Here is a 13,928-nt window from a genome sequence, read left to right as displayed (position 1 = left end):
TGTAAGGGAGGGTTGGGCCGTTCCTTGAACGGTCCGGCCCTTAATAAATGATTAGTTTGACTCGTTTAAACGGTAAAGAGTTTTCGTTAAATGCATTATACATAGAGACGGTTGAATCTTTTCCGGATACTACGATAACGCTAACGAATGGTCATAAATATGTGGCGTTAGAATCTCGAGAAGATGTGTATTATAAAATCGCTCAGTTTTACAAGGAAATACATATTTTATCGAATCCTTATTTAAGAGGTGAACAGGATGAAGAGTAACAGCAAGGTATTGACTATTATGTTAATAATTTTAGTTTCACTTACTTTAGTAGGTGTAGTTGCACTTATTGTATTTTTACAATTGAATAACGGGGATGAAAGCAAAGAGCCTACAATAGATGAAATTGTCGAATCCTCTGTAGACATTCAGGAAATCACAACCAATTTAGCTGGCGACAAATTTATCCGAATTTCTATGAAGGTACAAACGGATAGTACTGAGGCAGCTGAGGAGCTTACAAAACGTGATTTTCAAGTGAAAAATATTCTAATCACTGAGCTTTCAGAAATGACGCCAGAGGATTTAGAAGGTAAGCAAGGAAAGTTAACATTGGAATCGTCTTTAAAAACTAAAATAAACGAATTAATGGATGATGGGGAAGTACAGCAAGTATATATTACTTCCTATATTATTCAGTAAAGTACTTTTTTGAATGGAGGTGGGCAGATTGGCAGGAGATATATTATCTCAATCAGAAATAGATGCATTGTTAAGTGCCCTTTCAACCGGTGAAATGACAGCAGATGAAATGAAGAGCGAACAAGAATCAAAAAAAATTCGTTCCTACGATTTTAAAAGAGCTCTGCGTTTCTCGAAAGATCAAATACGCAGTCTTACTCGTATACATGAAAATTTTGCTCGTCTTTTAACCACATTTTTTTCTGCCCAGTTAAGAACATATGTCCAAATATCTGTAGTATCGGTTGACCAAATCCCTTTTGAAGAGTTTATACGTTCTGTACCACATATGACTCTTATAAATGTTTTTGAGGTACCACCATTGGAAGGAAATATTCTAATGGAGATTAACCCAAACATCGCCTATTCTATGCTAGATTTGTTGATGGGTGGGAAGGGACAGGCGCATACAAAGGTAGATAATTTAACAGAGATTGAAACGAAAATAATGACTAATTTATTCGAACGTTCCTTTGATAACCTGAGAGAAGCCTGGGTTAATATAGCAGATATCGATCCTATATTGACGGAGTTAGAGGTAAATCCTCAATTTCTTCAAATGATTTCGCCAAATGAAACAGTGGTTGTCATATCCTTTAATACTGTTATTGGTGAAACTAGCGGAATGATAAATATTTGTATCCCTCATGTAGTATTAGAGCCGATTGTGCCAAACCTTTCTGTACGTTACTGGATGCAGACTAATAAGAAAGAGGTATCCCCAGAGCAATTGGCTGTATTGAAAAAACGAGTTAAATCTGCCGAAATACCAGTCGTAGCTGAGCTTGGTTCCACTGATATATCGATTGAAGATTTATTATATTTACAGCTTGGGGATGTTGTACAGCTAAACGCTAAAATTGAGGACGCTCTTACAATAAAAGTAGGAGACATACCAAAATTTAGAGCGCAACCAGGAAAACTAAAGAAACATATGGCAGTACAAATTATTGAAACTTTGAAAGGAGGAGAGGATGATGATGAGTGATGATATGCTCTCCCAAGAAGAAATTGAAGCCCTCCTACGTGGAACGGTTGACAATGTAAAGGAAAATGATGCAGAAACAAATACAACAAATGTAGAAGACTATTTAGATTCTTTCGCAATAGATACTTTAGGAGAAATTGGTAATATATCCTTTGGAAGCTCAGCGACTGCTTTATCTTCGCTATTGGGTCAAAAAGTGGATATTACAACTCCAAATATAAGCATGATTAATAGAAGTAAATTAGTAGAGGAGTTTCCACATCCGTATGTTGCTGTACAAGTTCAATATACTGCTGGATTAATAGGTATGAATCTATTAGTCATTAAGCAATCAGATGCAGCAATAATTGCAGATTTAATGTTAGGTGGAGATGGAATAGATCCTAGTCCTCAACTAAGTGAAATTCAATTAAGTGCAGTTCAAGAAGCAATGAACCAAATGATGGGTTCGGCTGCTACTTCTATGTCAACTGTATTCAATAAAAAAGTGGACATCTCCCCACCTTCCATAGACATTCTAAATTTATTAGAAGGTGAAGGCGAAGAAGCAATTCCTAATGATGACTTACTAATTAAAGTGTCATTTAGATTACGTGTAGGAAGTTTAATAGACTCCAATATTATGCAGCTAATCCCACTAGAATTTGGTTTGAATCTTGTCAAATCATTGTTGGGAGAGGAAGAAGCAGAACCAGAAGCTGCGGCCACTGTGTACGAAGAAAGAGTTAATAACAATCACGTATCTGCACCGGAACCAGATTATTATGAGGCACCACAGATTCAACAGCCCGTTGCTCCACAGCAACCTCAACAATCTAGACAAAGTAATACACGTCCGGTAGAAGTGCAACAAGCGCAATTTGCAAGCTTTGAAGCATCAAACCTAACTCCTAACGAGTCAAGAAATTTAAATTTACTTCTTGATATACCGCTTCAAGTAACAGTAGAATTAGGACGTACTAGAAGAACGGTAAAGGAAATTCTGGAACTTACTAGTGGTTCAATCATAGAACTGGACAAATTGGCAGGAGAGCCTGTAGATATTCTTGTCAATAATCGTCATATTGCAAAAGGCGAGGTAGTAGTAATTGATGAGAACTTTGGTGTTCGTATTACAGATATTCTAAGCCAAGCAGAACGAATTAATAATTTACGATAAGTACTGGAGGAGACATATTATGTCGAAAAGAATTTTAATAGTGGACGATGCTGCATTTATGCGCATGATGATTAAGGATATTTTATCTAAAAATGGTTTTGAAGTAGTAGGTGAGGCGGCTGACGGGGCACAAGCAGTTGAAAAATACGCTGAACTTAAACCAGATTTAGTGACAATGGATATCACTATGCCAGAAATGGACGGTATTGCTGCATTGAAGAAGATTAAAGAAAAAGATCCTAGCGCAACAATTATCATGTGTTCAGCAATGGGGCAACAAGCAATGGTTATTGATGCCATTCAAGCTGGAGCAAAGGATTTTATCGTTAAACCATTCCAAGCAGATCGAGTAATTGAAGCAATCTCAAAAGCGATAGGGTAATTAATGATGTGGAAGCTTTACCTCAGTATTTGTACCGCATTGTTTTTATTAGTTTTACCTTTTCCAATGGGAGCAGAAGCTTCTGTAGATTCAAATGAAAGCATCAAAGAACATCTGGAACGTGTAAATAACGAATCCGATGCAACTAAAAAGTCAGAAGAAAATATGGAGGAAGATACTGCGTTAGTACCTGAAGAAAATACTTCGCAAGATTCGAAGTCAAGTGGAGTATCTATTACAGCTTGGGATTACATCAAAATGATATTCGCTTTGTTATTTGTGATTGCATTACTTTATGGACTATTACGTTTCCTCAATAAAAGAAATAGAAGCTTCCAACATAACCAACTCATCCATAATCTTGGAGGAGTTGGAATGGGGCAGGGAAAATCAATTCAATTAATGCAAGTGGGCAACTCACTCTATTTAGTTGGAATTGGAGAAAATATTAACTTATTAAAAGAAATCACTGATCCTCAAGAAATAGAAGAGTTAACTAAGATATATGAAGATAAGCTTGGTAGTGGGCCAACACTACCTCATGTAATGGAATTAATGAACAAAGTGATTAAAAACAAGAATAGTTCTACTAAAAATAATGAAAATCCTTCATTCAATGAAACGTTCCAAAAGAAATTAGAAGATATTAAAAGAGACCGTAGTGAAGTATTAAAGGATTGGAAGACAAAGGAGCGCAAAAACAATGAATGATTTCGTCCAATTTTTCTCGGACAGCGATCCGTCAAATGTCTCCACTTCTATCAAATTAATGCTATTACTTACGGTCTTGTCTTTGGCGCCGAGTATATTAATATTAATGACATCTTTTGCAAGAATCATTATAATTTTGTCTTTTGTTCGTACTGCTCTAGCAACACAGCAAATGCCACCAAACCAAGTATTAGTTGGATTGGCACTTTTCCTGACGTTTTTTATCATGGCGCCAACGCTCCAGGAAGTGAATGAAACAGCCTTAACTCCTCTATTTGACGAAGAGATAACTTTGGAAGAGGCATACGAAAATGCTAGTGGACCTTTTAAAGAGTTTATGAGTGAGCATACAAGGCAAAAGGATTTAGAGTTATTCTTAAGATATACCGAGGCAGAAAGACCTGAAACGATTGATGATATTCCATTAACGGTGATGGTTCCAGCTTTTGCTTTAAGTGAGATTAAGACAGCCTTTCAAATAGGCTTTATGATTTTTATCCCTTTCCTAGTGATTGACATGATTGTCGCTAGTGTATTGATGTCTATGGGGATGATGATGTTACCTCCGGTAATGATTTCATTACCATTTAAGATTTTACTATTTGTGTTAGTAGATGGATGGTATTTAGTCATGAAATCCATCTTACAAAGTTTTTAGGAGCTGATTGTATTGAGTAATGAAATGGTAATATCAATTGCAGAAAGAGCCATTTGGGTCATTCTTCTTGCATCAGGTCCTCTTTTGTTGGTTGCTTTAATAACTGGTCTTGCGGTGTCTATCTTTCAGGCTACCACACAGATTCAGGAACAAACTCTTGCATTTGTTCCTAAAATTATTGCAGTATTAGTGGCTATTGTCTTTTTTGGGCCATGGATGCTGTCACAAGTAACCTCCTATGCAGCAGATATTTTTGAAAATTTAGTGAGATATATTGGTTAGTTCAATGGAAGAAATAATACCAAGCCTAACTATATTATTATTGATCATTGCAAGAGTTTCTGCGTTTTTTGTTACTTTACCTTTTTTTTCACATCGTACTATTCCAGCCACGCATCGGATAGGCTTTGCAATTGTTCTTTCATGGATGATGTATTATACGTTGGATGTTACACCATTTGAAATAAATGGAGAGTACATATTACTAATTATAAAGGAAGTTATGGTTGGGTTATTTATAGGGTTACTTGCTTACATAATTCTTTCTGCCATACAAATTGCTGGTGGATTTATCGATTTCCAAATGGGATTTGCGATAGCGAATGTTATAGACCCCCAAACGGGAGCTCAAAGTCCTCTAATCGGTCAATTTCTAAACATTATTGCTCTTCTTCTATTACTAGCATTAAATGGGCATCATTTACTATTAGATGGAATTTTTTATAGCTATCAATTTATTCCTATGGAAACTTCATCGCTAGCATTTGGGCAAGAAAACTATGTGGAGTTCATCATGAAGACATTTGCAGGAGTGTTTGCAGTTGCCTTCCAGATGTCCATTCCTATAGTAGCAACTTTGTTTTTGGTTGATATAGCATTAGGGATAACTGCTCGTACAGTTCCTCAACTGAATATATTTGTAGTGGGTTTCCCTATTAAAATAGGAGTTACATTTATTGTTTTGTTAGTTATGATGGGAGTTTTACTAGCAGTTATGCAGAAAATGTTTGAAATCATGATTATAAGTATGCGAGATTTAATGATTATTTTAGGTGGTGGCTAATATGTTGATGCTCCGATTGGATTTACAGTATTTCGCAGGAGAAAAAACAGAAAAAGCTACTCCTAAAAAACGGCAGGATTCTAGAAAAAAAGGACAAGTGTTAAAGAGCCAGGATGTTACAAGCGCCATTGTGTTGCTTGCAGTATTCCTCTTCATGTTTTTCTTTGCGGGCTTTTTACGCAATGAAATATTTACATTTTTTAATGTTACTTTTACTAAATATATGCTGATGGATACAGTAACTATAGAAATAGCCTTAGAAATTTATAAAGATATGCTGATGGAAATGGCTTTTATCTTGTTACCTATCATGCTGGTAGCTGTGGTTGCAGCTATTGCAGCTAATTTTTTTCAGTTTGGGTTGCTCTTTACGACTGAGCCCTTAAAGTTTGACTTAAAAAAAATAGACCCTATAAAAGGGTTAAAACGAATCTTCTCTATGAAGGCAATAATTGAACTATTAAAGTCCATTCTTAAAATTTCTTTTATTGGATCGGTTACGACTCTTATTATATGGATGAATCTGGAGCAAGTGCTTTCTCTTTCTTTTAAAACTGCTTGGGATACCTTATCTACCATCGGATGGCTTACAGGAATGATGGGAATAGCAGCTTCCTTTGTATTGTTGTTTATATCGATCTTAGATTTCTTCTATCAACGCTTTGATTATGAGAAAAATTTGAAGATGTCTAAGCAGGATATAAAAGACGAGCATAAGAACACAGAGGGAGATCCTATCATTAAATCCCGAATTCGTCAGCGTCAAAGAGAAATGGCCATGCGGAGAATGATGCAGGAAATTCCAACAGCAGATGTTGTTATTACGAACCCTACCCATTTTGCAATTGCTTTAAAGTATGATGATTCCTCTATGGATGCGCCAGTAGTAATAGCTAAGGGAGCAGACTTTGTTGCTCAGAAGATTAAATTGATTGCTAAAGAAAATAATGTAGTCATGGTTGAAAACCGGCCACTTGCTAGAGCAATGTATGATCAAGTAGAAATTGGTCAAAGAATTCCTGATGAATTCTTTAAGGCTGTTGCAGAGGTTCTAGCTTATGTATATCGCATTAAACAAAAAATTTAAAGATTGAGGTGGAAGTATATGCAAGTTCGCGATATATCCGTATTAGCAGCAGTAATTTCTATTGTGGCTATGCTCGTGATACCTCTTCCTCATTGGTTATTGAGTTTTTTAATAATCGTTAATATTACTATAGCTTTATTAATTTTAATGACCGCAATGAATATGCAGGAGGCGCTACAATTTTCCGTCTTTCCTACACTGTTATTACTAGTAACTTTGTTTAGGCTTGCACTTAATGTCTCAACGACACGTGCGATTTTGTCCGAGGGAGATGCAGGGAAGGTAGTTGAAACCTTTGGTACTTTTGTAACCGGGGGGAATATGTTAGTTGGTCTAGTCGTTTTTGCTATTTTAGTAATTATTCAATTCATTGTAATAACAAAAGGTGCTGAGCGTGTATCAGAGGTTGCTGCGCGCTTTACATTAGATGCTATGCCTGGTAAACAGATGAGTATTGATGCGGATCTTAATGCTGGGATGATTTCTGAAAAAGAAGCAAGAGAACGACGTGAAAAAGTCAGCGGAGAAGCAGATTTTTACGGTGCAATGGACGGTGCTACGAAATTCGTAAAAGGTGATGCTATTGCGGGTATTATTATCGTAATTATCAATCTTCTATTTGGTGTCATCATTGGAGTCGTTCAGTTTGGTTTGCCTTTTGGAGAAGCAGCGGTATTATTCTCTACATTGACTGTAGGGGACGGACTTGTGTCACAAATTCCAGCGCTTTTAATCTCTACCGCGACGGGTATAGTTGTTACAAGAGCTGCGTCAAAAGGAAATTTGGGCGGAGATATTACTGGACAGCTATTGAATCAGCCTAAGCTTCTTTATGTAGCTGCGGGGACAATTGCACTTCTAGGGATAGTAACCCCTATTGGACTTCTTTTAACTTTACCTATTTCTCTTATACTTGTCATTGGCGCTTATATGATGAGTAAGGCAGAAAAAGAAGACCCAGAAGAGCTAGAGGAATTTCAAGAGGAAGCAGCCACAGATAATATGAAAAGTCCAGAGAATGTTATTAATCTATTAAACGTAGACCCAATAGAATTTGAGTTCGGCTATGGGTTGATACCACTTGTGGATACTGCACAGGGCGGAGATTTACTTGATCGAGTAGTTATGATAAGAAGACAGCTAGCATTAGAGCTTGGAATAGTTATACCGGTTGTACGGATACGAGACAATATCCAGCTTCAGCCAAATGAGTACCGTATAAAGATTAAAGGGAACGAGATGGCTCGAGGAGAACTATTGCTCGATCATTATTTGGCGATGAGCCCTGGTGATGACGATACAATCGATGGAATAGACACAGTAGAACCATCTTTCGGTCTTCCAGCTAAATGGATAACAGAGGCTGTCAAAGAGGAAGCAGAGATAATGGGCTATACAGTGGTTGACCCACCAAGCGTAGTATCAACGCATATGACGGAAATTATTCGAAATCATGCACATGAATTATTAGGTAGACAGGAAACTAAGCAATTAATCGATCATATTCGCGAGACTTCACCTATATTAGTGGATGAATTAACTCCAACTCCGATGACTATAGGAGAGATTCAAAAGGTTTTAGGTAACCTGCTAAGAGAGCATGTGTCGATAAGAAACTTACCTATTATTTTTGAAACACTAGCTGATTATTCAAAAATGACATCTGATGTCGATATATTAACTGAATATACGAGACAAGCATTAGCGAAGCAAATAACTTCTCAATATGCTGGTAATAGTAATGTGCTGAAAGTTTTAACAGTATCTGGTAGAGTTGAAAAAATTGTCGCGGATTGTATTCAACAAACGGAGCATGGGAATTACCTTTCCATCGATCCGAATGACTCACAGGCTATTTTAGAATCTATGGCTAGAGAAATTGAACGTGCTTCACTGATGGAGCAGTCACCAATTATACTCTGCTCTCCAGCAGTAAGAATGTATTTAAGACAAATGACAGAGAGATATTTCCCTCAAATACCGATTCTTTCCTATAACGAGTTAGAATCATCAATTGAGGTACAAAGCGTCGGGGTGGTGAATGTGGAGTGAAGATGAAAAAATATGTAGCAGCTACAATGCCAGAAGCGATGAAGGCTATTCGAAATGAATTGGGTGAGGAAGCGGTAATCTTAAGCTCTAAAGTAGTATATTCAAAGGGCTTCATTGGAATGTTCAAAAAGAAGTCTATTGAAGTATTAGCTGGCATAGACACAATTGAACCTCCAGTTCATACACCTGATTATCCCGTCTTTAAGCAAGAGCCCGACGTTAACCATGCGTCAGAGATAAAAAAAGAACTAGAAGACTTAAAGAAAATGGTGAAATCTATCCAACGTCCGCAGCTAGAGCAGCAATACCCGGAAGAATTTCAAATACTTATAAATCATCTTAAGCAGCAGGAATTGGCAGAGGAGCTTATCACTAGCATGAGTGATGAGCTTTTTGTGCATGAAATAAATAGAGATTCTATAAATATAGAGGAACAGATTGAGCTTACAAAAGACTATATTTATAACTTGCTTAAGGATCTCCCTTTTGGAGGTATTTCCTATGAAAGAAAATTCATCAATGTGTTAGGTCCAACTGGGGTCGGTAAAACAACGACTATAGCAAAAATGGCTGCTCGTGCTGTATTAGAGAAAAAGAAAAAGGTTGGATTCATCACAACTGACACTTATCGGATTGCTGCTATTGAACAGTTGAAGACTTACGCTGGTCTTCTTCAGGCACCCATTGAAATAGTTTACAGTCCTAAAGATTTTCAGCAAGCTGTTGAGAAGTTTGAATCATTGGACCTTGTATTTATAGACACCGCTGGTCGGAATTACAAGGAAATGAAATTCGTTGAGGATTTACAAAAGCTGATAGATTTTAAGAGTAATACAGAAACGTATCTTGTTCTCTCTTCAACCTCAAAAGAAACAGACATGAGTGTAATTATAGAACAATTTGTAGATTTTCCTATTGAAAAATTAATTTTTACTAAAATAGATGAAACAAATTCTATTGGCTCCATTATTAATTTAATGGTTAAATATAACAAGGGACTTGCGTACTACACAGATGGTCAAGAAGTACCTGAAGATATCGTTGAAGCTAGTCTAGAAGAATTACTCGATTTATTATTAAAGGGGATTCACTATGAGAGATCAAGCTGAGGAATTAAGAATGAAGATGCTTCGAAGCCACAGTAAATTAGGTCGCTCTATAGCTGTTGTAAGCGGTAAAGGGGGAGTAGGTAAAAGTAATTTTTCAACCAACTTTACAACAATGCTTAGTGCCCAAGGGAAAAAAGTAGTACTAATAGATATGGATATCGGTATGGGTAACATCCATATTTTACTAGGTAAAACTGTTCCTACTAATTTAAAGGATTATTTACTTGGAGAAAAATTATTGGAGAGTGTCATGTATGAAGGGCCATGCGGACTTCAATATATCTCAGGAGGATCTGGATTAAATGGTGTTATGGAATGGACCGATACTATGTTTCAACGACTGATTGAAGCCTTTGAATATCTTCAAAAATCCTTCGATTTTATCGTGTTTGATATGGGAGCCGGAGCAACTTCACAGGCATTAGATTTAATTGTTGCAGTGGATGATATTATCGTTATTTCAACTGCTGAGCCTACTTCGATTACAGATGCTTATTCTATGATGAAATATATACATTATAAGGATCCTGAAAAGAACTTTTTTCTTTTGTGTAATCGAGCGTTTTCAGAGGAGGAGGGAAAAGACACTACTGCTAGACTTAAATTGGCAATGTCTAAATTTCTCTCTAAGGAAGTATTAGTCCTTGGTTCCTTGCCAGAAGATCCATATGTTCGCAAAGCTGTCCAACAACAAGAACCATTTTCTGTTTTATATCCACAGGCAGAAATTAGTAAAAAGCTTTACAAGATAGTAAACAAATTTACAGAAGTACAAATAGAGGAGATACCCTCAAAACCTAGTAAATTTATCGATAGACTAAAGAGTATCTTTAAAGGGAGGCCTTAAAGATTTGGCATGATTCCTAAAAAAAAATTACTTATAGTAGATGATTCAGCCTTCATGCGCAAATTGATAGGAGATTTTTTTAAGGAAAGTACCCTAATCGAGGTAGTCGGTATCGCGCGCAATGGAGCCGATGCCATTCGAAAGATTAAATCACTTCGACCAGATGTAGTTACTATGGACGTTGAGATGCCAGAAATGAATGGACTAGAGGCTTTAAAGCAAATCATGTCTGAAACTCCTGTTGCAGTTATCATGCTGTCTAGCAATACTCAACGGGGAACAGAAAGTACATTGCTTGCTATGGAATATGGAGCAGTAGATTTTGTAGCTAAACCAAGCGGTACCATTTCACTAGACTTACATAAGATTAAAGATGAATTGGTTGAAAAGGTAGAGCATGCAGCAACCATTCCTATTACGAAAATAAAAACACGTGCATTACTACCTTCAAACAAGCAAGAGGAAAGAGAAATACAACCAATTAAGTATTCATGGAACAAAAACAAAAAAAAGATGGTTTTGATTGGTACTTCCACTGGAGGTCCGAGAGCATTACAAGAAGTTCTACCTAACTTACCAAAAGATATGAAGGCACCTGTTCTCATCGTTCAACATATGCCTGCAGGGTTTACTAAATCACTAGCGGATAGACTAAATCAACTATCCGAAATTGAGGTGAAAGAGGCCCAGCAAGGGGATATCATTCGAGATGGACATGCTTATATTGCTCCAGGCGGCTTTCATATGAGAGTTCAAAAAACAGGAAGTGTTTATACGATTAAACTAGACGACATAGAACCACCTAGAGGAGGGCATAGGCCATCTGTAGACGTACTCTTAGAGGATAATAGTATGTATAATGATTTCGATAAAATTACAGTCATTATGACAGGAATGGGGTCAGATGGCTCCAATGGCCTCAAGCAATTAAAGAAGATGGGAAATGTAGTTGCTATAGCTGAATCCGCAAGTACGTGCATTGTATATGGAATGCCTAAGGCAGCGGTGGAAACAAAATTAGTAAATGATGTAGTAGATTTAGATAAAATTGCAAACACAATAATACAATACTTGCCTTAAAGGGGTGTTAAGTTCATGGATACAAATCAATATTTAGAGATGTTCATTGAAGAAAGTAAGGAGCATTTACAAGCTTGTAATGATCATTTGCTTGAGCTAGAGAAAAATCCTCAAAATCTATCAATCGTAAATGAGGTATTTCGTTCTGCCCACACATTAAAAGGTATGTCTGCAACGATGGGATACGAGGATATTGCCAATTTAACGCATAAAATGGAGAATGTTCTCGATGAAATTAGAAACAGTCGTTTAGATGTTACACCGGAATTACTTGATGTAGTTTTTGTTGCAGTAGATCAACTGGAAGAAATGGTTTTTAATATTGCGGATGGTGGAGATGGCAAGCTAGACGTTGAAGAAACCGTTCGAAAACTTCATTTAATCGAAAAAGGTGAAATGGAAGTTGCTGCTACTGTTATGAGTAAAGTAGATAACACTGAAAAACACGAGAATTTTTTATCCTATGACGACTATGAAATGACTGTTCTTCAACAATCGGCGGAGCAAAACTATTTTACATATGAAATCTCGGTAAAGCTACGCGAGGATTGCTTGTTAAAAGCTGCACGTGTTTATATGGTGTTTGAGCTCTTAGAAAAAATGGGTGATGTTATCAAATCCTCACCTACAGTTGAAAGATTAGAGGATGAAGACTTCGATGAGCAGTTCTACATTGCAATTGTTACGACTGAAGAGCAAGAAGATGTTCAAAAGAAACTGATGAAAGTATCGGAAGTTACAGAGGTAATAGTAAATCCGGTTAGTATAGAGCAGCTAAAAACTCGTCAAAACGAAGAGTTTGAGAAGCAAGAGAGTAAAAAAGAAGAGATAAAGATTGAGGAAAAACCTTCTTCAGAAGTGAAAAAAGCGGAAGAAAAGCAAGCATCACCTAAAAATGGGCAAACCCATGGTAACAAAACAATCAGAGTAAATATCGAGAGATTAGATATTTTGATGAACTTGTTTGAAGAGCTAGTAATCGATAGAGGTAGACTTCAATCTATCTCAGAAAACCTTCATGATAGTGAATTAGAAGAGACTGTAGAACGAATGGCTAGAATTACAGGAGACTTGCAAAACATCATTCTTAACATGCGTATGGTACCTGTAGATACGGTCTTTAACCGATTCCCTAAAATGGTTAGACAATTAGCTAGAGATTTAAACAAAAAAATCAATCTCCAAGTCATTGGAGCAGAAACAGAACTAGATCGTACAGTTATTGATGAAATCGGCGATCCCCTTGTTCATCTCATTAGAAACTCGTTAGATCATGGTATTGAGAGTCCTGAGATTCGTAAGGCAAATGGAAAGCCTGAGGAAGGTACCGTAGTTCTTCGAGCTTATCACAGCGGAAACCATGTGTTTATAGAAATCGAGGATGATGGAGCAGGTATCAGTCGTGAAAAAGTATTGAAAAAAGCTATAGCTAAAAATATTGTTACGCCAGAAGCTGCTGCTTTATTGTCGGATAAACAGGTAGCAGAGCTAATTTTATCTTCTGGTTTTTCAACTGCGGAAGTCATATCCGATGTATCTGGTCGTGGTGTAGGATTAGACGTAGTGAAAACAACCATTGAATCTTTAGGCGGTTCAATTGAGATTTCGTCAACAGAAGGGAAAGGCTCCTTATTCTCTATTCAATTACCTTTAACATTGTCTATTATATCAGTTATGTTAGTAGAGCTAGGTGAAGAGATTTATGCTGTTCCTCTTTCTTCTATCATTGAAACGGCTATCATTCGATCTTCTGACATTTTGAACGCACACAATCAAAAAGTAATTGATTTCCGTGGGAAGGTCGTTCCACTTGTCTTTTTAGAAGAGGTGTTTGAAGTACCTAGAGCACACAAGGAAGAAGAGTTCCATTCAGTTGTTTTAGTTCGCAAAGGAGATAAAATGGCTGGTCTTGTTGTAGACTCATTCATTGGTCAACAAGAAATTGTTCTAAAATCTCTAGGAACCTATTTGTCTAGTGTATTTGCTATTTCAGGTGCAACTATTTTAGGAAATGGAAAAGTGGCTCTTATAGTAGATTGTAACGCGTTAATTATGTAAGGAGG

Annotated in this window: 15 protein-coding genes; all 15 read left to right on the top strand. The window is 36.8% G+C overall.

Annotation, left to right across the window (positions count from 1 at the left end):
• Nucleotides 1–47 precede the first annotated feature (47 nt).
• The 15 genes from H9650_RS01070 to H9650_RS01000 are packed head-to-tail and all read left to right on the top strand — an operon-like array spanning nt 48 to nt 13,923.
• On the top strand, nt 48–269 hold the full coding sequence (locus H9650_RS01070; protein WP_151110541.1) for a flagellar FlbD family protein: 222 nt from the start codon (nt 48–50) through the stop codon (nt 267–269).
• Nucleotides 259–690, top strand: coding sequence for a flagellar basal body-associated protein FliL (fliL, locus tag H9650_RS01065; protein WP_151110539.1), 432 nt, complete (start codon nt 259–261; stop codon nt 688–690). Before H9650_RS01070 ends, fliL begins: the two co-directional genes overlap by 11 nt.
• Before the next feature lie 28 nt (nt 691–718).
• The gene (gene fliM, locus H9650_RS01060; RefSeq protein ID WP_191696382.1) at nt 719–1,717 is read left to right on the top strand and encodes a flagellar motor switch protein FliM; all 999 of its coding nucleotides are present in this window, start codon (nt 719–721) and stop codon (nt 1,715–1,717) included.
• Complete coding sequence (gene fliY, locus H9650_RS01055; RefSeq protein WP_191696685.1) at nt 1,710–2,876, top strand: flagellar motor switch phosphatase FliY; 1,167 nt, start codon at nt 1,710–1,712, stop codon at nt 2,874–2,876. The genes fliM and fliY overlap by 8 nt, the downstream gene beginning before the upstream one ends.
• 19 nt (nt 2,877–2,895) lie before the next feature.
• Nucleotides 2,896–3,258 carry a response regulator gene (locus tag H9650_RS01050; RefSeq protein WP_144538062.1) on the top strand — a complete coding sequence of 121 codons (363 nt, stop codon included), beginning with the start codon at nt 2,896–2,898 and terminating at the stop codon, nt 3,256–3,258.
• A 6-nt stretch (nt 3,259–3,264) separates the two neighbouring features.
• A complete protein-coding gene (locus H9650_RS01045) occupies nt 3,265–3,969 on the top strand; it encodes a flagellar biosynthetic protein FliO (protein WP_191696381.1) in 705 nt (234 codons plus the stop codon).
• Entirely contained in the window at nt 3,962–4,627 is a 666-nt protein-coding gene (fliP, locus tag H9650_RS01040; RefSeq protein ID WP_144538064.1) for a flagellar type III secretion system pore protein FliP, read from the top strand. The genes H9650_RS01045 and fliP overlap by 8 nt, the downstream gene beginning before the upstream one ends.
• 12 nt (nt 4,628–4,639) lie before the next feature.
• Entirely contained in the window at nt 4,640–4,909 is a 270-nt protein-coding gene (fliQ, locus tag H9650_RS01035; protein ID WP_144538065.1) for a flagellar biosynthesis protein FliQ, read from the top strand.
• A gap of 4 nt (nt 4,910–4,913) precedes the next feature.
• A complete protein-coding gene (fliR, locus tag H9650_RS01030; protein WP_191696684.1) occupies nt 4,914–5,690 on the top strand; it encodes a flagellar biosynthetic protein FliR in 777 nt (258 codons plus the stop codon).
• Nucleotide 5,691: 1 nt separating this feature from the next.
• Nucleotides 5,692–6,777 (top strand): flagellar biosynthesis protein FlhB, encoded by a 1,086-nt coding sequence (flhB, locus tag H9650_RS01025; RefSeq protein ID WP_144538067.1) that lies wholly within the window; start codon nt 5,692–5,694, stop codon nt 6,775–6,777.
• 18 nt (nt 6,778–6,795) lie between these two features.
• On the top strand, nt 6,796–8,829 hold the full coding sequence (flhA, locus tag H9650_RS01020; RefSeq protein ID WP_191696380.1) for a flagellar biosynthesis protein FlhA: 2,034 nt from the start codon (nt 6,796–6,798) through the stop codon (nt 8,827–8,829).
• Nucleotides 8,826–9,938 carry a flagellar biosynthesis protein FlhF gene (locus tag H9650_RS01015; RefSeq protein WP_191696379.1) on the top strand — a complete coding sequence of 371 codons (1,113 nt, stop codon included), beginning with the start codon at nt 8,826–8,828 and terminating at the stop codon, nt 9,936–9,938. The genes flhA and H9650_RS01015 overlap by 4 nt, the downstream gene beginning before the upstream one ends.
• Nucleotides 9,922–10,785 carry a MinD/ParA family protein gene (locus H9650_RS01010; RefSeq protein ID WP_144538070.1) on the top strand — a complete coding sequence of 288 codons (864 nt, stop codon included), beginning with the start codon at nt 9,922–9,924 and terminating at the stop codon, nt 10,783–10,785. The genes H9650_RS01015 and H9650_RS01010 overlap by 17 nt, the downstream gene beginning before the upstream one ends.
• 9 nt (nt 10,786–10,794) lie before the next feature.
• Nucleotides 10,795–11,865 carry a protein-glutamate methylesterase/protein-glutamine glutaminase gene (locus H9650_RS01005; protein ID WP_191696378.1) on the top strand — a complete coding sequence of 357 codons (1,071 nt, stop codon included), beginning with the start codon at nt 10,795–10,797 and terminating at the stop codon, nt 11,863–11,865.
• 15 nt (nt 11,866–11,880) lie between these two features.
• Nucleotides 11,881–13,923 carry a chemotaxis protein CheA gene (locus H9650_RS01000; RefSeq protein ID WP_144538072.1) on the top strand — a complete coding sequence of 681 codons (2,043 nt, stop codon included), beginning with the start codon at nt 11,881–11,883 and terminating at the stop codon, nt 13,921–13,923.
• The last annotated feature ends 5 nt before the right edge of the window (nt 13,924–13,928 follow it).

This window comes from Psychrobacillus faecigallinarum (assembly GCF_014836595.1).
GTDB lineage: Bacteria > Bacillota > Bacilli > Bacillales_A > Planococcaceae > Psychrobacillus > Psychrobacillus faecigallinarum.
This window is presented reverse-complemented; position numbering and strand designations above follow the sequence as displayed.

What these genes read in the sequence shown, in the direction of transcription:
- H9650_RS01070 (WP_151110541.1), top strand. Translation starts at nt 48, where the DNA reads ATGATTAGTTTGACTCGTTTAAACGGTAAAGAGTTTTCGTTAAATGCA.
- fliL (WP_151110539.1), top strand. Translation starts at nt 259, where the DNA reads ATGAAGAGTAACAGCAAGGTATTGACTATTATGTTAATAATTTTAGTT.
- fliY (WP_191696685.1), top strand. Translation starts at nt 1,710, where the DNA reads ATGAGTGATGATATGCTCTCCCAAGAAGAAATTGAAGCCCTCCTACGT.
- H9650_RS01050 (WP_144538062.1), top strand. Translation starts at nt 2,896, where the DNA reads ATGTCGAAAAGAATTTTAATAGTGGACGATGCTGCATTTATGCGCATG.
- H9650_RS01045 (WP_191696381.1), top strand. Translation starts at nt 3,265, where the DNA reads ATGTGGAAGCTTTACCTCAGTATTTGTACCGCATTGTTTTTATTAGTT.
- fliP (WP_144538064.1), top strand. Translation starts at nt 3,962, where the DNA reads ATGAATGATTTCGTCCAATTTTTCTCGGACAGCGATCCGTCAAATGTC.
- fliR (WP_191696684.1), top strand. Translation starts at nt 4,914, where the DNA reads ATGGAAGAAATAATACCAAGCCTAACTATATTATTATTGATCATTGCA.
- flhB (WP_144538067.1), top strand. Translation starts at nt 5,692, where the DNA reads ATGTTGATGCTCCGATTGGATTTACAGTATTTCGCAGGAGAAAAAACA.
- flhA (WP_191696380.1), top strand. Translation starts at nt 6,796, where the DNA reads ATGCAAGTTCGCGATATATCCGTATTAGCAGCAGTAATTTCTATTGTG.
- H9650_RS01010 (WP_144538070.1), top strand. Translation starts at nt 9,922, where the DNA reads ATGAGAGATCAAGCTGAGGAATTAAGAATGAAGATGCTTCGAAGCCAC.
- H9650_RS01005 (WP_191696378.1), top strand. Translation starts at nt 10,795, where the DNA reads ATGATTCCTAAAAAAAAATTACTTATAGTAGATGATTCAGCCTTCATG.
- H9650_RS01000 (WP_144538072.1), top strand. Translation starts at nt 11,881, where the DNA reads ATGGATACAAATCAATATTTAGAGATGTTCATTGAAGAAAGTAAGGAG.